The 24113-nt window shown below is 61.4% G+C and carries 26 protein-coding genes; 14 read left to right on the top strand and 12 right to left on the bottom strand.

Going from position 1 to position 24113, the window contains the following annotated elements:
- Nucleotides 1–314 precede the first annotated feature (314 nt).
- From GR197_RS25475 to GR197_RS25460, 4 genes are all read right to left on the bottom strand, one after another.
- Nucleotides 315–920 carry a transglutaminase-like cysteine peptidase gene (locus GR197_RS25475; RefSeq protein WP_164014602.1) on the bottom strand — a complete coding sequence of 202 codons (606 nt, stop codon included), beginning with the start codon at nucleotides 918–920 and terminating at the stop codon, nucleotides 315–317.
- Nucleotides 921–1284: 364 nt separating this feature from the next.
- The gene (gene pip / locus GR197_RS25470; protein ID WP_164014600.1) at nucleotides 1285–2259 is read right to left on the bottom strand and encodes a prolyl aminopeptidase; all 975 of its coding nucleotides are present in this window, start codon (nucleotides 2257–2259) and stop codon (nucleotides 1285–1287) included.
- A gap of 247 nt (nucleotides 2260–2506) precedes the next feature.
- The gene (locus tag GR197_RS25465; protein ID WP_007629160.1) at nucleotides 2507–3118 is read right to left on the bottom strand and encodes a PilZ domain-containing protein; all 612 of its coding nucleotides are present in this window, start codon (nucleotides 3116–3118) and stop codon (nucleotides 2507–2509) included.
- A gap of 124 nt (nucleotides 3119–3242) precedes the next feature.
- The gene (locus GR197_RS25460; RefSeq protein WP_204330386.1) at nucleotides 3243–3887 is read right to left on the bottom strand and encodes a PAS domain-containing protein; all 645 of its coding nucleotides are present in this window, start codon (nucleotides 3885–3887) and stop codon (nucleotides 3243–3245) included.
- Nucleotides 3888–4149: 262 nt separating this feature from the next.
- Here GR197_RS25460 and GR197_RS25455 point away from each other — a divergent pair, with 262 nt between their 5' ends.
- Nucleotides 4150–4941, top strand: coding sequence for a rhomboid family intramembrane serine protease (locus GR197_RS25455; protein ID WP_164014596.1), 792 nt, complete (start codon nucleotides 4150–4152; stop codon nucleotides 4939–4941).
- Nucleotides 4942–5035: 94 nt separating this feature from the next.
- A complete protein-coding gene (locus tag GR197_RS25450) occupies nucleotides 5036–5470 on the top strand; it encodes a CBS domain-containing protein (protein WP_164014594.1) in 435 nt (144 codons plus the stop codon).
- A 46-nt stretch (nucleotides 5471–5516) separates the two neighbouring features.
- Here GR197_RS25450 and GR197_RS25445 read toward each other — a convergent pair whose 3' ends face one another.
- The 3 genes from GR197_RS25445 to folE all read right to left on the bottom strand — a co-directional run bounded on the left by GR197_RS25445 (nucleotide 5517) and on the right by folE (nucleotide 7688).
- Nucleotides 5517–6479 (bottom strand): patatin-like phospholipase family protein, encoded by a 963-nt coding sequence (locus GR197_RS25445; RefSeq protein ID WP_164014592.1) that lies wholly within the window; start codon nucleotides 6477–6479, stop codon nucleotides 5517–5519.
- Nucleotides 6480–6595: 116 nt separating this feature from the next.
- Nucleotides 6596–7048 carry a phosphoribosyl-AMP cyclohydrolase gene (gene hisI, locus GR197_RS25440; protein WP_007629155.1) on the bottom strand — a complete coding sequence of 151 codons (453 nt, stop codon included), beginning with the start codon at nucleotides 7046–7048 and terminating at the stop codon, nucleotides 6596–6598.
- Between the two features lie 25 nt (nucleotides 7049–7073).
- Nucleotides 7074–7688 (bottom strand): GTP cyclohydrolase I FolE, encoded by a 615-nt coding sequence (folE, locus tag GR197_RS25435; protein WP_164014590.1) that lies wholly within the window; start codon nucleotides 7686–7688, stop codon nucleotides 7074–7076.
- A gap of 311 nt (nucleotides 7689–7999) precedes the next feature.
- On the opposite strand from folE, the gene GR197_RS25430 reads away from it, so the two are divergent.
- The 4 genes from GR197_RS25430 (at nucleotide 8000) to thrS (ending at nucleotide 11496) form a co-directional block, all read left to right on the top strand.
- Nucleotides 8000–8446: an iron-sulfur cluster assembly scaffold protein gene (locus GR197_RS25430; protein ID WP_164014588.1), complete on the top strand. Its 447-nt coding sequence runs from the start codon at nucleotides 8000–8002 to the stop codon at nucleotides 8444–8446.
- A 5-nt stretch (nucleotides 8447–8451) separates the two neighbouring features.
- Nucleotides 8452–8865 (top strand): membrane protein insertion efficiency factor YidD, encoded by a 414-nt coding sequence (yidD, locus tag GR197_RS25425; protein WP_164014586.1) that lies wholly within the window; start codon nucleotides 8452–8454, stop codon nucleotides 8863–8865.
- Complete coding sequence (locus tag GR197_RS25420) at nucleotides 8862–9389, top strand: DUF1697 domain-containing protein (protein WP_164014584.1); 528 nt, start codon at nucleotides 8862–8864, stop codon at nucleotides 9387–9389. The genes yidD and GR197_RS25420 overlap by 4 nt, the downstream gene beginning before the upstream one ends.
- Before the next feature lie 121 nt (nucleotides 9390–9510).
- The gene (thrS, locus tag GR197_RS25415) at nucleotides 9511–11496 is read left to right on the top strand and encodes a threonine--tRNA ligase (protein ID WP_164014582.1); all 1986 of its coding nucleotides are present in this window, start codon (nucleotides 9511–9513) and stop codon (nucleotides 11494–11496) included.
- Nucleotides 11497–11731: 235 nt separating this feature from the next.
- Here the strand turns inward: thrS and GR197_RS25410 are convergent, their stop codons facing one another.
- Nucleotides 11732–12832, bottom strand: a complete 1101-nt coding sequence (locus GR197_RS25410; protein WP_164014580.1) for a hypothetical protein — start codon at nucleotides 12830–12832, stop codon at nucleotides 11732–11734.
- A gap of 113 nt (nucleotides 12833–12945) precedes the next feature.
- Here GR197_RS25410 and GR197_RS25405 point away from each other — a divergent pair, with 113 nt between their 5' ends.
- The 5 genes from GR197_RS25405 (at nucleotide 12946) to GR197_RS25385 (ending at nucleotide 16212) form a co-directional block, all read left to right on the top strand.
- Nucleotides 12946–13530, top strand: a complete 585-nt coding sequence (locus GR197_RS25405) for a nitroreductase family protein (RefSeq protein ID WP_164014578.1) — start codon at nucleotides 12946–12948, stop codon at nucleotides 13528–13530.
- The gene (locus GR197_RS25400; protein ID WP_164014576.1) at nucleotides 13530–14141 is read left to right on the top strand and encodes a flavin reductase family protein; all 612 of its coding nucleotides are present in this window, start codon (nucleotides 13530–13532) and stop codon (nucleotides 14139–14141) included. The genes GR197_RS25405 and GR197_RS25400 overlap by 1 nt, the downstream gene beginning before the upstream one ends.
- 108 nt (nucleotides 14142–14249) lie before the next feature.
- Nucleotides 14250–15392 (top strand): DUF2336 domain-containing protein, encoded by a 1143-nt coding sequence (locus tag GR197_RS25395; RefSeq protein ID WP_164014573.1) that lies wholly within the window; start codon nucleotides 14250–14252, stop codon nucleotides 15390–15392.
- Between the two features lie 120 nt (nucleotides 15393–15512).
- Nucleotides 15513–15821 carry a type II toxin-antitoxin system RelB/DinJ family antitoxin gene (locus GR197_RS25390; RefSeq protein ID WP_164014572.1) on the top strand — a complete coding sequence of 103 codons (309 nt, stop codon included), beginning with the start codon at nucleotides 15513–15515 and terminating at the stop codon, nucleotides 15819–15821.
- Nucleotides 15822–15915: 94 nt separating this feature from the next.
- On the top strand, nucleotides 15916–16212 hold the full coding sequence (locus tag GR197_RS25385) for a type II toxin-antitoxin system RelE/ParE family toxin (protein ID WP_204330389.1): 297 nt from the start codon (nucleotides 15916–15918) through the stop codon (nucleotides 16210–16212).
- Between the two features lie 20 nt (nucleotides 16213–16232).
- Here GR197_RS25385 and GR197_RS25380 read toward each other — a convergent pair whose 3' ends face one another.
- Nucleotides 16233–16643: a hypothetical protein gene (locus GR197_RS25380; protein WP_164014570.1), complete on the bottom strand. Its 411-nt coding sequence runs from the start codon at nucleotides 16641–16643 to the stop codon at nucleotides 16233–16235.
- Between the two features lie 127 nt (nucleotides 16644–16770).
- On the opposite strand from GR197_RS25380, the gene GR197_RS25375 reads away from it, so the two are divergent.
- Nucleotides 16771–17229: a GNAT family N-acetyltransferase gene (locus tag GR197_RS25375; protein WP_164014568.1), complete on the top strand. Its 459-nt coding sequence runs from the start codon at nucleotides 16771–16773 to the stop codon at nucleotides 17227–17229.
- Nucleotides 17230–17295: 66 nt separating this feature from the next.
- Here the strand turns inward: GR197_RS25375 and GR197_RS25370 are convergent, their stop codons facing one another.
- The 3 genes from GR197_RS25370 to parE form a co-directional block, all read right to left on the bottom strand.
- Nucleotides 17296–18513, bottom strand: a complete 1218-nt coding sequence (locus GR197_RS25370) for an AI-2E family transporter (RefSeq protein WP_164014566.1) — start codon at nucleotides 18511–18513, stop codon at nucleotides 17296–17298.
- A gap of 115 nt (nucleotides 18514–18628) precedes the next feature.
- On the bottom strand, nucleotides 18629–19783 hold the full coding sequence (locus GR197_RS25365; RefSeq protein WP_164014564.1) for an esterase-like activity of phytase family protein: 1155 nt from the start codon (nucleotides 19781–19783) through the stop codon (nucleotides 18629–18631).
- A gap of 188 nt (nucleotides 19784–19971) precedes the next feature.
- Nucleotides 19972–22086 (bottom strand): DNA topoisomerase IV subunit B, encoded by a 2115-nt coding sequence (parE, locus tag GR197_RS25360; RefSeq protein ID WP_164014562.1) that lies wholly within the window; start codon nucleotides 22084–22086, stop codon nucleotides 19972–19974.
- A 220-nt stretch (nucleotides 22087–22306) separates the two neighbouring features.
- Here parE and GR197_RS25355 point away from each other — a divergent pair, with 220 nt between their 5' ends.
- Entirely contained in the window at nucleotides 22307–23206 is a 900-nt protein-coding gene (locus GR197_RS25355) for an alpha/beta hydrolase (protein ID WP_164014560.1), read from the top strand.
- 136 nt (nucleotides 23207–23342) lie between these two features.
- Nucleotides 23343–24113, top strand: coding sequence for a triose-phosphate isomerase (gene tpiA, locus GR197_RS25350; RefSeq protein ID WP_164014558.1), 771 nt, complete (start codon nucleotides 23343–23345; stop codon nucleotides 24111–24113).

The raw sequence follows: 24113 nt of genomic DNA, 5'->3' as shown, positions 1-24113 counted from the left end.
TGAGTCTGATCGGCATGATCGGACCGGCAAGGTTAACAATTCGCTAAGATTTCAGGATGCGGGTCGCCTGGGGACGAATGCCTGTCCCAAAAAAGAGCGAGCCGTTCCCGGGACAGCGGGAACGGCTCTTGGGCGCCGGTCGGGACGGATGCGGGGACTGACCGGGCCGCAGGTTGCCGCCGGCTAGAACAGGATGATTTTAGGCCGGTCGGCCTAAAATCTGAATCCTGTTCTAAATTAAATAGTTAGAGCATGATGTCGTCCGAAAACCGCTCACACTTTTCGGCATCATGCTCTAGCCGGCGGGTTTATTCTTACTTGACGCTACCAACCGCGACAGTGCGGCCGTCCTGGAGCTTCGACCAGCGGGCCGGATCGTCGGCGGACTGACGCTTCAGATAGGTGTATTCGGTATCCGACCACAGCAGCACCTTGTTGCGCATGTTGTCGAGGATGAAGTCGCCGTGATCGGTGCGGACCGTCAGCACGGCATGGCCTTCGCCATTCGGCTGCAGCACGACGGTCATCAGCGTGTCGGATGGCGAGAAGCCGTCTTCGATCAGCATCTTGCGCTTCAGCAGGGCATAATCCTCACAGTCGCCGACGGTTGTGGGGTAGGCCCAGTGTTCTTCGACACCGTAGATCTGTTCATCCGTCTCCGGCTGGATCGTCGAATTGACGGTGTAATTGACCTTGAGAATTTCCTTCCAGCGATCCTCGGTGAGGATAGCCGGTCCGGCATCGCCACCGGCAAAGGCACATTCGCTTGGATTCGCCTTGCAGAATTCATAATGGCCGATCGGCGGGCTGGCATTGCCTGCCAAGGCCATGCTGGCGGGCATCGCTTGGCCCGAACCCGCCATTGCCATCATGAGGGCACCGGCCAGAAGGCCGCCTTTCAGGATGTTTGCAGTTGTCATTGCCGTCTCCCCGTAAGTTGAGGCGACAATGACACGGACGTTTTTATCTCACGCAAAATTACGTAATAGAATTAGAGGCTTAGTTGATTCAAATGCCGATAAAATCTGGCTAAAAACAAATTCGAACACGCATAAAACTCGAAGCGCATTTGTCTCGAATTCGATTAAAATTGTAATTCCCGCAACAAGGCTTTCGCCCGCGAAAAGGCTGCGTCGCCGTCCTGATGTTAAGGATTTTCGTTGAGCCGGATAAATGCCGGCTGCGGTTCGGCGCTGCGCGGCAGGCTGGCAAGGCAGCCGGAATCGGCCGATTCGGCCCGTTCAAGGCAGGCCATTGCTCGGTTTTCAGATTCCGGCGATAAAATTATTTTTGCGGGAAATCTCGAAATCGATCCGTAGCGGCGACGATCGCCGCGCTCATTGCGGGATTTGCGGTGGAATGGGCCGCATGCGGAAGGATTTGGAGCTCGCTTTGCGGCCAGGCGCGGGCCAGTTCCCAGGCGGTGACAAGCGGCGCCTCGATGTCGAACCTACCTTGCAGCAGGATACCGGGGATGCCGGCGAGCCGCGCGGCATTCCTCAGAAGTTGGCCGTCTTCCAGCCATGCGCCGTTGGTGAAATAGTGGGTGATGATGCGAGCCCGGGTCAGCACATAGGCCGGATCGGCCCAGCGGCGCGGCAGACCTTCAGGATCGGCAAGCAGGATCGACGCCGCTTCCCAATCATGCCAGTCGCGTGCCGCCTTCAGCCGCGTCTCCGGATTGGAATCGTTGAGGAGGCGGTGATAGGCGGCCACCATGTCGCCATCTTGTTGGCGGCTGCCTGCGGGGACCGCCTGGCGGAAACGATGCCATTCGTCCGGAAAGAGCGGCGCCATGCCACGATAGAGCCAGTCGACTTCCGAACGCCTTGTGGTGGTCACGCCCGACAGAACGATCCCCGCGACGCGCTGCGGATGGGTTTCGGCATAGGCAAGCGCCAGCGTCGATCCCCAGGAATTGCCGAAAACGAGCCAGGTGTCGACGCCGAAGAAGAGCCGCAGCCGCTCGATATCGGCGACGAGATGCCAGGTGGTGTTGTGGGAAAGATCGGTTTCGGGATCGGCAGCGCTCGGCAGACTGCGGCCGCAATTGCGCTGATCGAACAGAATGATTCGGTAGGCATCGGGATCGAAATGGCGCCGCGCAGCCGTCGAACAGCCGGAGCCCGGCCCGCCATGCAGCACCAGCGCCGGCCGGCCCGCCGGACTTCCGCAGGCTTCCCAATAGATCAGATTGCCGTCGCCCGTGTCGAGCAGGCCATGATCATAGGGTTCGATTTCCGGATAGAGAGCTGCCATCGTACTGCCTGTCGCAGGTCGTTCCACTCATAATATTTACTGTTGATAGGTTGGAACCACTTGCGACAGGATGTTCTGCTTGCTGTCCAAAGCCGGATTGGTCGCCGCTTGCAGATCTGTTGTGGTGAAGCCCAGGCCTTTCAGCACGACCTGACCGGGTGCGGCCCGGACCTGCCAATCACCTTCGGCGGCAAGTCCGTCAGGACATTGAACCCGCCGCGAAGAGCCGCGGCAGCGTCGCGGCCTGTTAAAGGAATTCACGCAGCGTGTCGCGGGACTGGATCGACAGGAATTCGATCGCCACACCTTCGACGAAATGGCGGACGACGCGACCGCGCATATTGCCGAGCCGCACCGCTGTTCCAATCGACGGGCGCATCTCGACGTCGACGGCAGCGCCCGACAGCGAAAGGTCCATGATGCGGCAGGTATAACGGGTGCCGTCCTCGAGCGTCAGCTCGGTATTCGTGTCGCGTGGCGTCAGGCGGTCATGGCGACGATCTTCCGGCAGACCGAGTTCGTGCTTGTTGGCAAGCCAGGTGAGCTGGGCGGCGAGCTTCTCGCGCTTGCGCTCGGTGGCATTGATCGACATGGTGAAGCCGCGGCCATCGAGCGTCTGAACATAACCTTCGACGCGGCCGAGATGGTCGATATAGGCGACGACACGTTCGTTGGTGCGTGGCCGGCCGAGGCAGGTGACGTACATATCGCCAGGCGACATGTCGATCACCATGCATTCGAACTCCTCGTAATTCGCAAGCATCAGCCGGCCCTGCATATTGATGGGCACACGCTGAAAAACGCCCTGTTCAGGGCGCGGCGCAGGTCTTTGCGTCTGAGCTGGCTGGAACGAGTGCATCAAATGGCTTCTTCATCAAAATCGCAGAGACTGATCTTTACCCGCAATCCCTTAACAGAAGGTTGTTTGGCCTCATTCGGACATAGCGGAAAACGAGTATGCGCTATGTCCCGAAACAATACGGTCAGTGCGCCTCCGCACTCAGCAGCTGCGACACCATGCGGCGCATGACCTGTCCGAAACCGAGGCTTTTGCCGGTAACGATTTCGTTGATGGGGCGTTGTTCGGCTGGTGTTGCCGTGCTGAATTTTCCGGGCAGCAGTCGGCTGCGGTCGAGCGCCAGGAATTCGAGCGGCACGATCTCCAGCCAACTCGCGGCCGCCGTGGGTGCGATCCCGCCGAGCAGCCGATCGCAGGCGCCGCCCGGCGAGCGCAGCGGCATCACGATGATCTCGAAAGAGGCCTGATGACCGACGGTGCTGTAGCCGGTCGCATTGAACAAAGCCGGCATGGTATGGTCCATCACCCCCATCGCCGTGCGTTCGATGTCGGCATGCTGGCCGTTTGCCCAGAGCGAGGCGAAACGTTCACCACGCAGATCCCGCCCAAACAGATCGCAGATGCGGGTGCCGGCGAGCCGGAAGCCGATGTCACCTCCCTCGCGCGTCTCGAGGATGAAGAGGCTTTGGAGCAGATGGGGTACGGCGGAGGGTTCGACCTGCTGTTTCAGCGGCGCATCGGCAGCGCCGCGGATACGGTTCCAGTAGTCAAAAATCTCGATGGTCGTTTGTACACGCATTTTACACCAACCTGTCCCATTCCGGATCATTTTCGGGCAATCATTGCCCTACAGGCTCTACCTTGCGGATTTCATGCCAAACCGCGTCCGTTAAGGTTAAGAAACGGTTTCGGTTGAGGTGCTATGCCCGCCGTGACACTGTCCGGTCATCGCTTCGACTTTCGAAGTTCAGCACAACCTGCCCGGGCCGAGGTCTTTCCTTGAACTCCCGGTATGCCGTCCGGCACTTCGGACGGCTTTTTTTTTGCCAGGTGGTCCTGTATGGCTGTGGCCTCAACGAGGCGATATCGAAATGAATGAGCAGACGGCCGAGCCGCATAAGGCGCCCGAACCTCCCGAGGTCCAGCCGCCGGCAAAGCCGCCGCGGGTACCGGTCTTCAACCTTCCGCCGGCGCTGTTCTTCAGCCTTTGTCTGCTTGTTATCATCTATGCGGTGCAGGAGGTCGTGCTTTCAGACGATGCGCTGAGCTGGCTATTCTTCACCTTCGGCTTCGTTCCCGCCCGCTATGTGATCCCACTGTCGCAGCAAGGGCCGGAGCTGTTCTGGACGCCCGTCACCTATTCACTGCTGCACGGCAGCGTCCAGCATATCGTCTTTAACGCCTTCTGGCTGATGGCCTTCGGCGCGCCGGTCGTGCGCCGCATCGGGACGCTGCGTTTCGTGCTCTTCTGGCTTTTCTCGGCCATCGCATCGGCGGCCCTTCATGCGGTCCTGAACTGGGGAGATGTGACGCTGCTGATCGGCGCGTCGGGCGTCATTTCCGGGCTGATGGGCGCCGCCTGCCGATTCGCCTTTCCGGCCGAACGTCGGCCGATGCTGCCTGCGCATCTCAATCCCCGGCTTTCCATCGTCGAAGCGCTGCGGAGCCGCACCGTCGTCATCTTCATGCTGCTCTGGCTGGTCGGCAACGCCCTGATTGCCGTCGGCATCCCGCTCGTCGGCGATAGCGATCAGGCGATTGCCTGGGACGCGCATATCGGCGGCTTCGTCTTCGGCTTCTTGTTGTTTTCGCTGTTCGACCGGGCGCCGCGCCCACCGGTGATGGAAGCTGCGGGAACGGAGAAGGATCTGTTGCAATCCTGAGCCGGGCGGTGCACCATCGACCTATTATCCGCGATGGGGGGAGAAACCGCCGCGGATGCCTGTGACAAGTCGATCACGGACATAGGAGGTTCGAATGACCAGTTCAGTCAAAGCAATCCTCGACCTGAAAGGCAGGGACGTCGTCACCGCCGGGCCGAACACCACCGTCGCCGAGGCGGCCGCCATCCTCAGCAAGAAGAAGATCGGCGCCATCGTCGTCGTCGGCATGGAGAACCGGATTTCCGGCATGTTCACCGAGCGTGACCTCGTGCACGCGATCGCCAAACACGGCAAAGACGGGCTCGACCAGTCGCTGGCTCAGGTCATGACCGCGAAGGTTTACCGCTGCCATGAGGAGACGACCGTCAACGAGCTGATGGAGCTGATGACCAGCCGCCGCTTCCGGCATGTGCCGGTTGAAAGCAACGGCAAGCTTGCCGGCATCATCTCGATCGGTGACGTGGTGAAATCGCGCATCGCCGAAGTCGAGCGCGAGGCCGAGGAGATCAAGGCCTATATCGCCGGCTGAGGTTTTTGGCGGCCTCAAGCGCTACGGGCTTTCGGACGATATCCCATCACGGGGAGGTGGCGTAGACTTCCTGCATGCGTTTGATTTCGGGGAGCCTTGCCCTGGCTTCCTCGTAGCCGCGTTCGATCGCTTCGCCGGCCCGGTGGAATTCCGAAAGGCCGATGTAGCTCAAACGCGGCTGCAGCGAAATATCCGGCGGGTCGCCGGCAAGGCGGGCGCGGGCGATCCTATCCTGGATGATGTTGAAGGCCTGCACCATGACGCCGGTCATGCCGAGACGGGCATAGGGCGCCTCTTCCTGCTTCTGCACTTCCTGCGGCGAGAGGCTGGCATTGTGCCGGACGACGGCCGAGCGGCCATAGAGATCGTAATTGAGATTGACGGCGACGACCAACGGCTGCTCGTAGGCGCGGCAGACGGAGACGGGCACGGGATTGACCAGCGCGCCGTCGACCAGCGTGCGGTGATTGCTGCGCACCGGCTCGAAAATGCCGGGCAGGGCATAGGAGGCGCGCAGCGCCGTAATCAGCGAGCCATTGGCGATCCAGACCTCGTGACCGGTATTGACCTCGGCTGCGACTGCGACGAACGGCCGGTCGAGATCCTCGACGTTCAGGCCTTCCAGATGTTCCTGCATCCGCTTGGTCAGCCGCATGCCGCCGAACAGGCCGCTGCCGCCGATGGTGAGATCGAGGAGACTTGCGATCCGGCGCATGGTCAGCGAGCGGGCGAAACTTTCGAGTTCATCGAGTTTGCCGGCGAGATAGCAGCCGCCGACCAGCGCGCCGATCGAGGTGCCGGCGATCATGCCGATCTCGATTTTTGCCTCGTCGAGGGCGCGCAGCACGCCGATATGGGCCCAGCCGCGGGCAGCACCACCGCCCAGCGCCAGCGCGATCTTGATTTTTTTGACGGGGGCTGGAGGCGGGATCACCTCGATCGTGGTGGATATAGCGGTACCGGAACCTTCGCCTTCAGAGCTTTGACGATGCAAATTCCAGCTCAGCATGGCGCTCTCCCTCCCAGCAGAACACGTTGGGTTCCGATAGTGTGCCCGATCAGTTTCCAAATGGTATATAGAAGCAATTTCTGGCGCAATAAGGAGCAAATGCCGGGACGTTCGGCTTATTTCCCGTAAACGTCCTGCGGATCGAAATGACGCTCGTCGTCGACGATATCGAGCATCGGCTTTCCGTCTTGAAGGGTGATCGTCCGATAGAAGCAGGAGCGGCGGCCAGTGTGACAGGTGGCGTCGTGGCCGGCGACCTCGACTTTCAGCCAGATGGCGTCCTGATCGCAATCGGTGCGAATTTCCTTCACGGTCTGGAGATTGCCCGAGGTTTCACCCTTCTTCCAGATCTTGCCTCGCGAACGGCTGAAATAATGGGCCGTACCGGTCTGAATGGTCAGCGCCAGCGCCTGGGCGTTCATGTGCGCCACCATCAGCAACTCGCCGTCGCCGGCGTCGGTGACGATCGCGGTGATCAGGCCGCGGTCATCGAAACGCGGCGTGAAATCGCCGGCGTCTTCCAATGCCGACTTGTCCTCGGATGGTTGATTGAAGATCATGTGACTCATCGCGGCCCTCCTGCGGGAGCCGGTATCAGCGGCTCCGCACCATGGTCATGAAACGGGCCTGATCGGCCGGCTCGGTCTTGAACGTACCCGTAAACGTCGTCGTCAACGTGGTCGAGCCCTGCTTCTGAACGCCGCGCATCGCCATGCACATATGTTCGGCCTCGATCAATACCGCGACACCGCGCGGATTAAGCGTATCGTCGATGGCCCGGGCGATCTGCGCGGTCATCGTTTCCTGCGTCTGCAGGCGGCGGCCATAGATCTCGACGACGCGGGCGATCTTCGACAGGCCGAGTACACGCCCGTCCGGCATGTAGGCGACGTGGGCCTTGCCGATGATCGGCACCATGTGGTGTTCACAATGCGAGAAGAACGGAATGTCCTTGACGAGGACCATGTCGTCGTAACCGGCGACCTCTTCGAAGGTGCGGCCGAGCACGTCTTCCGGCGCCATGTCGTAGCCGGAAAAAAGCTCGCGGTACGACTTGACGACACGGGCCGGCGTCTCGAGCAGGCCTTCGCGGGTCGGGTTGTCACCGGCCCAGCGCAGCAGGACGCGGACAGCTTCCTCCGCCTCCTGCTGGGAGGGGCGATCGGAGTCGCGGTTCGTCTGCGGAAAGTTTTTTACGATGGCGTCCATGAACAATGGTCTCCTGGTCCGCAACCGCGGACCCATCTGTCGGAATCGCCACTGGTCAATCCCATGCGGGAATTCATGCACCTTTGGCAGGCTCCGGGGCTTTCTTGGCGCATTCAACACCCGTCCGGCACGGTTTCCCAATCAAACTTACACGAGGCCATTGCATTTTCATGGCCTTCGAACGACATACATATAGGAAGACGGCCATCGTATGTAAGTATCCTCAGATGACACGGTGTGTTTTTTGTTTCAATAACAATAACAGCCCTTATTGAGGCCGATCCGCAGCGATTTTGGAGCGGAAATCCAACATGGACGACATCTACAACAGCAAGATCCTCGAATTCGCCGGCAATATTCCGTTGACCGGCACATTGGCGGAGGCCGATGCGAGCGCCCAGGCCTATTCGAAGCTTTGCGGCTCGAAGGTGCGGATCTGGTTAAAGATGAACGGCGATATGGTGACCGGTTTTGCCCATGACGTGAAGGCCTGCGCGCTCGGTCAGGCCTCGTCCTCGATCATGGCCCGCCATGTCGTCGGCGCCACATCGGGCGAATTGCGCCAGGCACGGCAGGACATGCTTGCCATGTTGAAGGCGGATGGCGCAGGGCCTGAGGGACGGTTCGAAGACATGCGCTATCTGCTGCCGGTGCGGGACTACAAGGCCCGCCATGCCTCGACGATGCTGACCTTCGATGCGGTCGTCGATGCAATCGGGCAGATCGAGGCGAAACGGGCTGAGATTGTCGAGGCGTAACGGAGATGTGCGAGTTCTGCGCCCTGCAGGCAGGTGATGAGGATGACGGCGGTGCCGCCGGACCTGGAAAACCGCGCGACAAGGCCGCACCCACTTCCCGCAACTATAGCGGTCCGTTCCGCAAGACTCCGGACCGCCTGCTCGGCATGGGGTTCATCCGCCTCTACCAGCTGACGCTTTCCGGCTTTATCGGCAATTCCTGCCGCCATATCCCCACTTGCTCGGAATATGGTTATGAGTCGATCGCCCGCCATGGCCTGTGGGCCGGCGGCTGGATGACGCTGTTTCGGGTCGGCCGCTGCGGCCCGGGCGGCACCAGCGGCCTCGACCAGGTGCCGGAAGTGCTCGGCGATCAGTTCCGTTGGTGGACGCCGTGGCGGTATCTCTCCCTCGGACGCAAGAAAGGGTGGGCGCCATGAGTACCTTCATCGCCCTTCTGCACAGCATTGTCCTGACCCCCGATCGCCGCGTCATCATGCAGGATTTGCGCGCACTGGCCGAAGAGCTCGGTTATCGAGAACCGCGCACGCTGGTTTCCACCGGCAATCTGGTTTTCGAGGCCGACGATATGCGGCCCCACGAACTCGAAGTGGCCTTGGAAGAGGGCTTTGAAGAAAAGTTCGGCAAACACGTCGATATCGTCGTGCGCAACGACTGCAGCTGGATGGCGCTTTGCAGCACCAATCCCTTCAAGGATGGCGACGCCGACCAGGTCATCGTCCGGGTGATGCGGCTGCCGGTCGATCCGAAGAAGGTGGAGGCGCTGAAACCGCTGATGACGGAGGGACAGCGCATGGCTGTCGTCGGCGGCGATCTCTGGATCGATTTTGCCGGCAAACCGAGCCAGTCCAAGCTGCTTTCGGCGCTGACGACCAAGCGGATGGGCGTCGGGACGATGCGCAACTGGAACACGGTGTGCGGCCTTGCCCAGATGGTCATGTAGGCCGGCTTCTTCTTTACTCACGAGAGAAATCTGATTATCAGGCGGGAGCGCATCCAAAGACGGAGGCGCTGCCGCTGCAACCACCCGCATTCGTTGGCGGGACTGGACAAGGAGAATTTCGATGTCCCAAGCTATTTCCCTGACATTTCCCGATGGTTCCGTGCGCAGCTACGATGCTGGCGCAACCGGCCGGGATGTCGCCGAATCCATTTCCAAGTCGCTTGCCAAGAAGGCGGTCGCCATTGCGATCGACGGCACCGTGCGCGACCTTTCCGATCCCGTGACGACGGGCAGGATCGAGATCATCACCCGCAACGACGACCGAGCCCTGGAACTCATCCGCCACGACGCGGCGCATGTCATGGCCGAAGCGGTGCAGGAGCTCTGGCCCGGCACCCAGGTGACGATCGGCCCGGTCATCGAAAACGGCTTCTACTATGACTTCGCCAAGAACGAGCCTTTCACGCTCGATGATCTGCCGAAGATCGAAAAGAAGATGAAGGAGATCATCGCCCGCAACGCCGCCTTCACCAAGCAGGTCTGGTCGCGCGAGAAGGCCAAACAGGTGTTCGCCGACAAGGGCGAGCAGTACAAGGTCGAACTCGTCGACGCGATCCCGGCAGGGCAGGATCTGAAGATCTATTACCAGGGCGACTGGTTCGATCTCTGCCGCGGCCCGCATATGGCCTCGACCGGCCAGATCGGCAGCGCCTTCAAGCTCTTGAAAGTCGCCGGCGCCTACTGGCGCGGCGACAGCAACAATCCGATGCTGAGCCGCATCTACGGCACGGCCTTCGCCGAACAGTCGGAACTCGACAATTATCTGCATATGCTTGCCGAAGCCGAGAAGCGCGATCACCGCCGACTCGGCCGCGAGATGGATCTCTTCCACTTCCAGGAGGAAGGCCCGGGCGTCGTCTTCTGGCATGGCAAGGGCTGGCGCGTCTTCCAGACGCTGGTTGCCTATATGCGCCGCCGGCTGGCCGGTGACTATCAGGAAGTCAACGCGCCGCAGGTGCTCGACAAGTCGCTGTGGGAGACATCCGGACACTGGGGCTGGTATCGCGACAACATGTTCAAGGTGACGGTTGCCGGCGACGACACCGACGACGACCGCGTCTTCGCACTGAAGCCGATGAACTGCCCCGGCCATATCCAGATCTTCAAACACGGGCTGAAATCCTACCGCGAACTGCCGATCCGGCTTGCCGAATTCGGCAATGTCCATCGCTACGAACCGTCGGGCGCGCTGCACGGGCTGATGCGCGTGCGCGGTTTCACGCAGGACGATGCGCATATCTTCTGCACCGATGAGCAGATGGCTGCCGAATGCCTGAAGATCAACGATCTGATCCTCTCGGTCTACAAGGATTTCGGCTTCGACGAGGTCACCATCAAGCTCTCGACCCGGCCGGACAAGCGCGTCGGTTCCGACGATCTCTGGGACCGCGCCGAAAGCGTGATGATGAACGTGTTGGAGACGATCCAGCAGCAGTCGAACAACATCAAGACCGGCATCCTGCCGGGCGAGGGCGCCTTCTACGGCCCGAAGTTCGAATATACGCTGAAGGATGCGATCGGCCGCGAATGGCAATGCGGCACGACGCAGGTCGACTTCAATCTGCCGGAACGTTTCGGCGCCTTCTATATCGACAGCAACTCCGAAAAGACGCAGCCGGTGATGATCCACCGCGCCATCTGCGGCTCGATGGAGCGCTTCCTCGGCATCCTGATCGAGAACTTCGCCGGCCACATGCCGCTCTGGGTATCACCGGTTCAGGTGGTGGTCGCGACGATCACCTCGGAAGCCGACGCCTATGGGCTTGAAGTGGCCGAGGCGCTGCGCGAAGCCGGTCTCAACGTCGAGACCGATTTCCGCAACGAGAAGATCAACTACAAGGTCCGCGAACACTCGGTCACCAAGGTGCCTGTCATCATCGTCTGCGGCAGGAAGGAATCCGAGGAGCGCACGGTCAACATCCGCCGCCTCGGCAGCCAGGATCAGGTTTCGATGGGGCTCGATGCCGCCGTCGAGAGCCTCGCCTTGGAAGCGACGCCGCCCGACATCCGTCGCAAGGCCGAAGCAAAGAAAGCCAAGGCGGCTTGAAAACGCCTCTATCCGACAGCGCCGGGCTTCGGCGCTGTCGGAAGTTGATCAAGGGCTGCGATGTTGCCGCCACGATCATGCAGCCAATAACCACGCTGCAATGCGCTTCAAAAAATTCTCCATCCCAATGATGGGACACGCGCCCTGAACGCTTTTGATCGGCATCACGAGCCAGTCTTGTCCGTGGCCCCGCCGAAGCAAACATCTCGGCTGAACCCAAACCGCTCGCGTATAATCAATCGAGACTGGAGTCGTCGCCGCCTTGCGGCGCAAGCTGTTCGTAGGACGGGAGTGGCGCCACAGGGGCCGGCTGGACGCCTGGTGGCGGCGGCGTGCCGATCGGCACTTGCTGCACCGTGCGAGCCGCGTCGTTCACCGGCGGCTGCGGCTGCTGGTCCTTCATCAGGACCTCGACATCGGTATTCCTGCCGGCGACGACGGTGAAATCGCGCTGGTAGATCTTGTCCTTGTTGCGGGCGACGGCGGAATATCCGCCTTCGGCAAGGACCATGGTCGGGAAGGCGCTGACGCTTTCGCCGACGCTGTCGCCGGCCGCCGTCAGGATCGACCATGCGGTATCGGCGATCGCCTCGCCGCCGGCATCAGAGACCAGCTTGAAGGTGACCTGCGCGGCGCGATGCTGGATCGTCGCTTCGGTCAGCTTGCCGGCTTCGACCTGGATGTCGGCGCGGATGACGGCGTTGACGCTGCCATACTCGGAAACGATGTGATAGGTGCCGGCATTCAGGCGGACGACGGTATTCGGCGAGACATCGGCCATGACGAGGCCGCGCTCGCCGTCGTCGCGCACTTCCGAGGAATAGATCGAGAAGCTCAACTGGTCGGGACGGATGCGGGCATCGGTGCCGGAGACGGCATTGAGCAGCAGGCCGCCGGCATCGAGCACCATCACCTGCTTGTCGACCTCGCCGTCAGCGGGCACGGTCAGTTTCTTGGTGACGCCGGCGCGGCCGAAGGAGACGTTGACGAAATAATCGCCGGGAGCGAGCTGGAAGGCCGCAGGTCCGCCCTTGGCGCTGGCGATCAGCGGCAGCTTGCCGTCGGTGCCGGCGATCGGGCTGAAGACGTACCAGGAGAGGCCTTCCTCGACCGGCGTGCCGTCCGCCGTCAGCTTGGCTTCCATCGCAACGTCGCGCAGCTTGACCCCTTCAGGCGCCGTGCTGGGCGCGATGAAGGCATCGAGCTTCGGCATTTTCGGCGTCGATTCAAGCTGCTTGAATTCCTTGAAGGCATCCTGAGCGCCGGCGCCCAGCGGCGTCAGGATCGTCAGGGCGATGGCAAGGCCGATGCGTGCAAGAGGCGAAATGCCAAACATCTGTTTCGTGAACCGATTGACTTCTGAAATCGCAAAGGCCACTTCAAGACCAACGCGATGGCAAATTCAAGACCCGCCCTTTGCAGCAGCATAAAAATGAGAGTTTCTCCCGCATGAAATCCGATATCAAGCTGATCGACTACCTCGCCGTGCGCCGCTCCATCCCCGCTTTCCAGATGTGCGAACCAGGCCCCGAGAAGGCCGAGATCGAGGAAATCCTACGTCTTGCCTCGCGTGTTCCCGATCACGGCAAGATCGCGCCATGGCGCTTTATCGTCTATCGCGGAGACGAGCGCGCCCGTCTCGGCGAGGAGCTTCTAAAGCTGGCACTCGCGGTGAAACCCGAGCTTTCCGAAGAGATGATCCAGGTCGAGCGCGCCCGTTTCACCCGCGCGCCCGTGGTCGTCGCGGTCGTCAGCAAGGCGGGGCCGCACATCAAGATCCCGGAATGGGAGCAGGTGATGTCGGCCGGCGCGCTCTGCTTCAACCTCATCCTCGCTGCCAATGCCAGCGGTTATGTCGCCAACTGGCTGACGGAATGGTTCGCCTATGACGAGCGCGCCTATCCGCTGCTCGGCGTCGGCGCGGATGAAAAGGTCGCGGGCTTCATCCATATCGGCTCGACGACATTTCCGGCGATCGAGCGGCCGCGGCCGGAACTTGCCGATACCGTGACCTGGGTCGGCGGAGAGGACTGATGTTTTACACCACCGACAGCAACCGGCATGGGCTGGCGCATGATCCGTTCAAGGCGATCGTGTCACCACGGCCGATCGGCTGGATCGGCAGCAAGGGCAGGGACGGCTCGATCAATCTCGCCCCCTATTCCTTCTTCAATGCGGTTTCCGACCGGCCGAAGCTGGTGATGTTTTCCTCCAGCGGGCGCAAGGACAGCCAGCGAAATGCGGCCGAGACCGGTGTCTTCACCTGCAATTTCGTCAGCCGAAATCTCACCGAGAAGATGAACCTTTCCTCGGCGGCGCTGCCCTACGGCGACAGCGAATTCGATTTCGCCGGCCTGACGCCGAAGCCGGCCGAACTGATCGACGCGCCCTATGTCGGCGAGGCTTTCGCGGTGCTCGAATGCAAGGTTACCGAGATCATCGAACCGAAGACGCTGTCGGGCGAACCGTCCGAAAACGTCGTCATCTTCGGTGAGGTGGTCGGCATCCGCATCGACGAGGCGATCGTCAGGGATGGCCGCCTCGACATGTCGCTCGCCCGCCCCGTCGCGCGTCTGGGCTATATGGACTACAGCGAAGCCAGCGAGGTCTTCGAAATGTTCCGGCCGAAGCCACAGCAGGGATGAGCCGAACCGGCAAGGCGCACAAAGACTTAAGAAATATGGTGAACCAATCTTAAACCTTTTGTCGCTACGGTCGCAGCATTGAATGAAACGCGAGGGAATCGCGTTCAAGTGCTGGGGCGTCGCGTGATCGTAGAAGCTTTTCTTCGTTGGATCGAAACGGCCAAGACCGGTGACCGAGCCCGGGCCGCAAACGCGCTCGGGCGAGCCTATCTTCAGTCCGAGATGACGGTGGAGGAGCGGGCGGCAGCCGAGATGGCGATGACCTTTCTGCTCGACGATCCTTCGCCACGCGTGCGGCTGGCACTTGCCGAGGCGATCGCCTGGTCGCCCGATGCGCCGCGCAGCCTGATCCTTTTGCTTGCCGAAGACCAGCCCGAGGTCGCCTGCCACGCGGTGACCTGTTCGCCGCTGTTGAGCGATGCCGATCTCGTCGATCTTGCCGCGCGCGGCAGCGGCGCCACCCGCATGCTGATCGCGGTGCGGGCGCATGTGACGCGCCCGGTTTGCGCAGCGCTTGCGGAGGTCGGCGACGAGGAAGAGCTGCTCTGCCTGCTCGAGAACGACGGCGCGGCGATTTCCAGCCAATCGCTGAAACGCATCGCCGAACGACTTGGTGATTGCTGCGACATCCGCAACCTGCTTTTCGACCGCAGCGACCTTCCCGCCGATGCCCGGCAGTTGCTCACCCAGCATGTCAGCAATGCGCTGGTCGGGTTGCCGCTCGCACAGGCGGCGATCGGCCTGCAGCGGCTCCAGCGCATCAGCCGCGAGGCGACCGAGGCTGCCATCGTTTCAATCGCCGGCGATATCGCGCCGCGCGAGATACCCGATCTCGTCGAGCATCTGCGCCTCAACGGCCGGCTGACGCCGTCCTTCCTGATGCACGCGCTCTGCGCCGGCAAGGTGGATTTCTTCGCAGGCGCGATCGTCGAGCTGACGGGTTGCGGCGAGCGCCGAGTGCGCTCGATCCTGGCGACCGGGCGCATGCATGCCGTGCGCGCGCTCTATGAGTCCGCCGGCCTGTCCAGGGACATCAGCGTTATTTTCGTCGAGGCGACGCTTTTATGGCGCGAGGCTGCGAGAAAAGCCCCGGGCAGCGTGCTCGGCAATGTCTGCGGCCGACTTCTCGAAAAATTCCGCCATCACGACGCGCACGGCGCGGTCGGCGAGCTGCTCGACATGGTGGAAAAGCTTGGAGTTGCCGAACAGCGGCAATCGGCCCGCGTCTATGCGGCGCTGGCAGCCGCATAGAACGGGACGCCATTCAACAACCGCTCATACGGTTCGGCATCCTGCTCTGGATAAAATTGATCCTGGCTGGAATATGTCATTCAATTGCATTACATTGAAGCATATCCAAGGAGGCCTGACATGGCATCAAACGCGCTCGTACAAACTCGCATAGATGCTGCGGTCAAGGATCGTGCTACGGCTGTTCTGGAAGACATGGGCCTGACAGTGTCGGATGTCGTCCGCATTTTATTGACCCGCACGGCAAATGAGGGGGCTCTGCCCCTCGAGCTCATCAGCAACAGCGACGCTTATGACGCATGGTTTCGCGGGAAGGTCCTTGAAGCTCTCAATGACACGCGAGCGGATGTTGATGATGCCGATGTCGAGGCTGGCTTCGAGAAGAGGCGCGCGGCCGCAATACGGAAGAGCCAGGCGGCTAAATCGTGAAGCTTGTCTGGGCACTGCATAATTCGTTAAATCGGAATCGATTTAAGGACAAAATTATGCAGCAATTCAAAGTGCTACAGCGTCCTTTGCGCGTCTGAAAGACGCGCGGCGCTGTAGGTGTGCCATATCCGACCGAGATAATATTTTCACATACATTGAGATCGAGAATCCAAGGGCGGCAGTTCATGTCGACCAGAAAATCGTTTTTGCCGTTCGCCGCCTTGTCGAATTTCCGGAAAGCGGAAAACCGGGAAGGATCGCAGGCACTCGGGAATTGGTAATCCCAAGCACGCCGTACATCGCCGCATACGTCGTGCACGAAGACCGAATCAGGATTCTTCGCGTCCTCCACGGCGCCCAAATTTGGCCTGACGACATTTCCACTGAATGAGTTTGCCACCACGGGGCAGCCTAATCGGCCAGCCTCGTCACCACCCAGGAATAGCTGGCGGAGACGAAGTGCACGGGCTTGGACAGCGTGTCCTTGACGCTCCTGCCGGAGGGCAGATGGTCGCGGACCTGTCCGGCAATGTCGTCGGCAAAGCCAAGCAGTCCCTGGGGGCTCTGTTCGGCAGCTTCGGGTACGGCTGGCGGTACGGGCGCCGGCTTCGGTGGTTCGGCGGCGGCGAGTGCTTTTGGCGCTTCGCACACTGCGATCACCGAGGGATAGCTGACATTGGCATAGGTTTTCAGCCGGCGTTCGGCTTCGGCATCGCAGGCGGCAACCGTCTCCCAGCGTTTGTCGACCGTCGCGACATAGCTGCACTGGCTGATGGAATCGTCGCAACCGAGAATGGTCATCGCGATCAGCACCGCTTGCATATTTTGCCTCCTTGGCTATTGAGCATGGCATCGTCTTAGAGGGCGCAATTCCAACCGAATGAAGGCAGGAGCATTAACTCTTGGTCATCTCGGAAAAAATTGTGCCTGCCCGGCAAAAAGAGGCAGCATGTCCGTCACCATCGCCCTGGAACCGCCGCGTCAGGACGGCGTCATCCGCCTTCTCGATCTGTCCGATGCCTATGCGCAGTCGCTCTATCCTCCGGAGAGCAACCATCTAGTCGATCTCTCGGTGTTGGAGAAACCTTCGGTGAGCTTTCTGGTCGCGCGCAACGGCGATGCGATCGTTGGCTGTTGCGCGCTGGTCGAGGCCGGCGACGGCACGGCGGAGATCAAGCGCATGTTCGTCGATCCCGAGGCGAGAGGGCTGCGGATCGCCAGCGGCCTGATGAATGCGCTCGAAGCGATCGCTGGGAAAAAGCGGCTATCGGCGATCCGGCTCGAAACCGGCATCTACCAGCCCGAGGCGATCGCTCTCTACCGCAAATACGGATATCGGGACATCGAACCTTTCGGCAGCTATCTGCCGGACCCGCTCAGCCTGTTTATGGAAAAGCGGCTGGGGTGACGGTCCACGAAGGCTTTTTCAGCCTTCGGCGATAGGACCTGTTCAGCCTTCGGCAACAAGACTTTTTCAGCCTTCGGCAATACGGGGGATCGCTTTCGGCGATCCGGGGATTGCCGGCGGGGCCTGTTCGTCGATGAGGACCTGCGGTCCCGTCCCGCTCTTGTCGGCGTTGCGGGCCTCGTGGATCCATTCGCGCCAGATGGCGACGATCAGGGCCATCAGCACCGGGCCGATGAAGAGGCCGAGGAAGCCCATTGTCTTGACGCCGCCGACGAGGCCGAAGAAGGTCGGCAGGAAGGGCAGCTTGATCGGGCCGCCGACAAGTTTCGGCCGCAGCGTCTTGTCGACGATGAAGAGCTCGACCGTTCCCCAGACGAAAAGCCCGATGCCGGCGACATGCGAGCCGCTTGCCAGCAGATAGATCGACACCAGCGTGAAGGAGAGTGGTGCACCGCCCGGGATTAGCGCCATGACGCCCGTCAGCACGCCGAGTGTCACCGGCGACGGTACGCCGGCAATCCAGTAGGCAAGGCCGAGCACGATACCTTCGCCGATCGCAATCAGCGTCATGCCCATGACGGTCGAGCTGATCGTCGCCGGCACGACGCGGGAAATGCGCTCCCAGCGGTTCGGCAGGATGCGTTCGCCGAGCATGTCGATCTGCTTGGAGAAGGAGAAGCCGTCGCGATAGACGAAGAACAGCGCGATCAGCATGAACAGCAGCGTCAGCAGGAGATGGAACGCGCCACCGCCGGCCGCAAGCACGGCCCGGTAGATATTGCCGATATTGGCGCCGCTGACCGCCTGGATGACCTCGCCCAGAGCGCCGGGGCTGCCGATATATTTGGTCCAGACTTCATCGAGATAGGTGCCTGCCCATGGCAGCGCGACGATCCAGGCCGGTGTCGGGGCGCCGGTGCGGTTGGCGTGGATTGCCCAGGCAACCCAGGTGCGCACTTCACCCGTCGTATAGGTGACGGCGAGGCCGATCGGGATGACCAGGAAAGTGATGATCATGATGATGGCGATGGTGGCGGCGATCGTCGTATTGCCGCCGACGCGGGCAAGAAGCTTGCGGTAGAGCGGCCAGCTGGCGAAGCCGATGACCAGCGACGCCAGCACCGGTACGAGGAAGCCGTAGAAGAAGTAGACACCGGCCGCGACGATCAGAACAAGCAGCCAGCGCGCAGCCGATATGGAGGGAATCAGCGGCGTGCGTGTCTGCGCCGACGACCCGAGCCATCGCGGTTCATGATTGCTTTTCTGACGGTCGAACACACCCACGCGCGCCTCTTCTTTTTCTTGTACTCTGGTTATGGGCCATCAACCCGGCGGTTTCAAGGTCCGCACCGTGAAAGCGTATACAAAGCGTCGCCAATCGGCCGCCAGACCGAGCGTCTTACTGCTGCGGACGGCGTAAAATCTTGAAGGCGTAGAATTGCGTCTTCTGGCCGGTCGAGAAATTGTTGTCTGAACCGAGAATGAGAACGTCGGTGCCGTCTTTGGCCTTGCCCAGCGACATGGCCTCGATATTGTCGGGGACGAGCCCGATCGCTCTCAAATCAAGGACCTGGCTCTTGCGGACGGGGACGACGCGCTGGTCGGTTTTGGCGAGCGAAGCGATGGCGGAAACATCCGTGGCGTCGGCCAGATGCATCATCATGATCTTGATGGTGTTGCCGTAGCCCTGGGCATAACTGCGCTCGACGGCGAGCAGGCGATGGTCGTCGAGCGCAAGCATTTCAGACATGCCGTTATCATTGCCGCCGTCGGTCTTGGTGGTGGCCTGCGGGATCGGTGAGACCGGGTAGACATACTCGGCCTTCGGCTCGCCGCTCGCGCCGTCGTAGCGGATGATACGCGACAGGCTGCCCGACGTCAGCGAGGGGTTGGGGCCATCCTGATAGAGCGCGGCTTCGACACCGACGAAGACGTCGCCGGAGGGCGCGACGGCGAGATCCTCGAAGGCAAGATTGTCGCGGATGCCAGCCGACTTGTCGGCTGTGGGAGCAAAGCCCTGCGGCAGCTTGAATTCGCGCACGAACGAGCCATCCGGTGCTGTCACGCGGACGAAGGGGGGCAGCAGCGCCTTGCCGTCGCCTTCGCTGCCCCAATAGATGCCGTCCTTGCCGAGACGGATCGATTCCGGGTCGACGGTCCTAGCGGCGAAGGGCTCGCCGTTCTTGTCCTTCAGCGTGACCTGCTTGACGACCGAAACACCTTTGAGGCCGGATGCGCCGACATCGACGTCGAGTTCATAAAAGCGGGCCGGAGCCCGTTCGGAGCGGTCGTCGCTGATGGCGAGATAGTGGCCGGTGGCGGCATCGAAGTCGAGGCCGGAAATGCCGCCGAATTCGACGCCGTTTTCCATGTAACCTGTGGGGATGACGAATTCACCGAGATAGGAGAGCGAAATGCCGGCGGCGCAATCGCCGAAGGGGCAGGCGGTCTCGAAGGTGGCGCCGATCTCGGTGGCGCGGATATCAGTGGCGCTGGCGATGACGGTGCTGGAAAGAAGAATGAAAGCGGCAGCCGCGAGAAAACGCTTGGTCATGGCAAAGATCCGGCAGGGGGTTGAAACGGTTCGAGCCGGCGCAACTGTTCCCCCGAGGGAAGGCGCACCGATCGCTTCATGCGCCGGTTGTTTGAAGGCCTTGTTACGGTTCTTCGTCAGTTCCGTGAAATCGCGGATGCTAAAATGCAGGCCGCGCCGAACCCACGTCTATCCCGCTCTTATATGTTTTAAATATCGAGGTTTTCGGCGAAGGCGGCGCGATCCTGAATGAATCGGAAGCGGGCTTCCGGCTTGGTGCCCATCAGATCGTCGACGGCGCTGCGGGTGCCCTCGAAATCCACCTCGTCGATCAGCACCTTGAGCAGGGTGCGCTTGGACGGATCCATGGTGGTTTCCTTGAGCTGGGCGGGCATCATTTCGCCGAGACCTTTGAATCGGCTGATCTCGACCTTGGCCTTGCCCTTGAATTCCGTCTGCATCAGCTCGGCGCGATGATTGTCGTCGCGGGCATAGGCGGATTTCGACCCCTGGGTGATCTTGTAAAGCGGCGGCACGGCGAGGAAGAGGTGGCCGCCGCGCACCAGCTCCGGCATTTCCTGATAGAAAAAGGTGATCAGCAGCGAGGCGATGTGGGCGCCGTCGACGTCGGCATCGGTCATGACGATGATGCGCTCGTAGCGCAGGTCTTCGTCGCGGTATTTCGAGCGGGTACCGCAGCCGAGCGCCTGGATGAGATCGGCGAGCTGCTGATTGGCGCCGAGTTTTTCGCGGCCGGCGCTGGCGACGTTGAGGATCTTGCCGCGCAGCGGCAGAATTGCCTGGTTGGCGCGGTTGCGCGCCTGCTTGGCCGAACCGCCTGCCGAGTCACCCTCGACGATGAAGAGTTCGGCGCCTTCGGCGGTATTCTGCGAGCAGTCGGCGAGCTTGCCGGGCAGGCGCAGCTTGCGCACCGCGGTCTTGCGGTTGACTTCCTTTTCCTTGCGGCGGCGCAGCCGCTCCTCGGCGCGCTCGATCACCCAATCGAGCAGCTTGGCCGACTCGTTCGGATTGTCGGCTAGGTAATGGTCGAAGGGATCGCGCAGTGCGTTTTCGACGATGCGCTGGGCCTCGACGGTCGCGAGCTTGTCCTTGGTCTGGCCGACGAATTCCGGCTCGCGAATGAAGATCGACAGCATGCCGACGGCTGAGATCATCACGTCATCGGTGGTGATCTGCGCGGCGCGCTTGTTCTGCGTCAGCTCGGCATAGGCCTTCAGGCCCTTGGTCAGCGCGATGCGCAGGCCCGCCTCGTGCGTGCCGCCTTCGGGTGTCGGGATGGTGTTGCAATAGGAATGAACCTGCGGATCGCCGCCATACCAGGTGATCGCCCATTCCATCGAGCCGTGGCCGCTGGTCTTCTCGGTCTTGCCGGCAAAGATCTCGCGGGTGACGGTGAATTCCTTGCCCATCGTCGCCTGGAGATAGTCCTTCAGGCCGCCGGGGAAGTGGAAGACGGCCCTGTCAGGGACCTCGGACCCTTCGGGCAAAACGCCCGCCTCGCAGCTCCAGCGGATCTCGACGCCGCCGAACAGGTAGGCCTTCGAGCGCGCCATGCGGAAGACGCGGGCGGCATCGAACTTCATGTGATCCCCAAAGATCTGGGGGTCGGGATGGAAACGCACGCGCGTGCCGCGGCGATTGTGGACGTCGCCCAACTCTTCGAGGCCGCCCTGCGGCAGGCCGCGGGAGAAACGCTGGCGGTAGAGCTTGCGGTTGCGCGCGACTTCCACTTCGAGGTCGTCGGAGAGCGCGTTGACGACCGAGACGCCGACGCCGTGCAGGCCGCCCGAGGTCTCGTAGGCCTTGCCGTCGAATTTGCCGCCGGCATGCAGCTTGGTCATGATGACTTCGAGCGTCGACTTGCCCGGCACCTGCGGATGGTTCTCGACCGGGATGCCACGGCCATTGTCGGAGACAGTGAGATAACCCTCGAGGTCGAGGTAGACCTCGATGAAATTGGCGTGTCCGGCGACCGCCTCGTCCATGGCGTTGTCGATGACTTCGGCAAAGAGGTGGTGCAGGGCCTTTTCATCGGTGCCGCCGATATACATGCCCGGGCGCATGCGCACCGGCTCAAGGCCTTCGAGGACGCGGATCGACGAGGCGCCGTATTCGTCCGAGTTCGACGCGGTGGGTGCCGGGCGCGCAGAAGCACCGGCAGCAGCGGATGCTACGGCAGCAGGTGGGGCGGGGGCGGGGGCAGCCGTGACCGGCGGCCGCTCGGCCGGAGCGGCAGGCTTCTGCGCCTCCTCGCGTTTTTCAGAGAGGGGCATTCCGGAAAAGAGGTCGTTGTTATCGTCCATGGATCCGTTCAGATCTTCATCCTGTCTTGGGTCTGGCTTGGGGCTTGCATCCTCCGCCGACCCAAAATCACCGCATTTCATGTCACGTTTGCGAATCAGGCAGATTTTGCCAGAAAGCACCTCTATACGCGACACCGCCTGATTTGGCGGGATTCTTCCAAATGATTTGCGTTGCCGGGCGCGGAATGGCAAGCGGCGGCAGGCTTCAGGAACCATCCGAATGCGAATGTCCACAAGTCATTGCACCATTATCACCGCAATTGCGGCGTTTTTCTTGTCCGCGGCCATCCTGTCTGCTGTCGGCCCGGCGTGGGCGGGCGATGCGCTGCCGCCTTTCAAGGACGATCTGTTCTCGAAACAGGCCATCTTGCAGACAGGTGATGACGGTGCCTTCGAGGTCATCGACTATGACGAAATGCGCGATATCAACGGCCGCGACCAGATCCCGCAAAAGCGGGTGCAGCAGAAATATGTGGCGCTCGGCATCCGCAAATCTCAAGCCGACGAGACGCTGTCTTTCGACGGCATCAAGCTCGATGTCACCAGGGTGGGACCGGCCGAAAATGCCGCCTTCACGGTAATTTTCATCCATGGCCGCGACGGCGATCGACGGCTGGGGGCCAACGATTACAGCTTCGGCGGCAATTTCAACCGGCTGAAGAACCTCGTCGCCGGCAATGGCGGCGTTTATTATTCGCCGACGGTCAGGAGTTTCGACAGCAATGGCGTTGCGGCAATCGCCGGCCTCATCCGTTATGCCAGCGCCCAATCGCCGGGCCGGCCGATCATCCTTTCCTGCGCCTCGATGGGCAGCCAGGTCTGCTGGGGCATTGCGCGTAACAGTGACAGCGTCAAGCGGCTGAAGGGCATGCTTGTCATGAGCGGCGTCGCCGATCCCGATTTCACCAGGAGCGCCTTCTACAAGACGAAACTGCCGCTCTGGTTCGCTCACGGCAGCCGCGACCCGGTCTATGCCGCCAGCGACCAGCAGGCGCTGTTCGAAAGCCTGCACAAGGCAAAATATCCGACGCGCTTCACGCTGTTTGAGACCGGAAATCACGGGACGCCGATCCGGATGATCGACTGGCGCCGGGTCTTGAACTGGATTCTCGCCGGTTGAAGCGGGCTGCCTGGCGTTTTTCGGCAGAAATATAGGCGGGATCGCCGAGATTCCCCTTACGTCAAGGGCATGATGCTTTTCTTTGCCGCGCGCTTTTGATATTGCCCAAGGCATATGCAGAATTTGGAAGGCTGGCATGACACCTGACGTGCGCCCGCTCGTGGCGGGAAACTGGAAAATGAATGGCATGCGTGCCTCCCTGGATCAGATCAAGACGATCGCCGAGGGTGTTGCCTCGCCGCTCGCCGACAAGGTCGAAGCGCTGATCTGCCCGCCGACGACACTGCTCTACGTGGCGACGGCGCTCTGCACCGACAGCCCGCTGGCGATCGGCGCGCAGGACTGCCATCAGAACCCGTCAGGCGCGCATACCGGCGACATCTCGGCCGAGATGATTGCCGATTGTTTCGGCACTTATGTCATCGTCGGCCACTCCGAGCGGCGCACCGATCATGCTGAAACGGATCATCTGGTCCGCGCCAAGGCGGAGGCTGCCTTCGCCGCCGGGCTGACGGCGATCATCTGCATCGGCGAGACGGCGGATGAACGCCGGACAGGCCAGGCGCTCGACGTCATCAAGCGTCAGCTTTCCGCCTCGGTTCCGGACGGCGCCATCGCCGAGAGCACGGTCATCGCCTACGAGCCGATCTGGGCGATCGGCACCGGTGTGACGCCGACATCAGGCGATGTCGAAAAGGCGCATGCCTTCATGCGTGCCGAGCTCGTGGCCCGCTTCGGCGATGAAGGCCGCAAGATGCGCCTTCTCTACGGCGGCTCGGTCAAGCCGGCCAATGCCGGCGAGCTGATGGGCATCGCCAATGTCGACGGCGCGCTGATCGGCGGGGCGAGCTTGAAAGCCGCCGACTTCCTCGCCATCTACCGGGCTTATGAGGCGCTGCTCGCCTGA

The sequence above is a fragment of the Rhizobium phaseoli genome (assembly GCF_010668805.1).
In the GTDB taxonomy this organism is placed as follows: domain Bacteria; phylum Pseudomonadota; class Alphaproteobacteria; order Rhizobiales; family Rhizobiaceae; genus Rhizobium; species Rhizobium phaseoli_A.
This window is presented reverse-complemented; position numbering and strand designations above follow the sequence as displayed.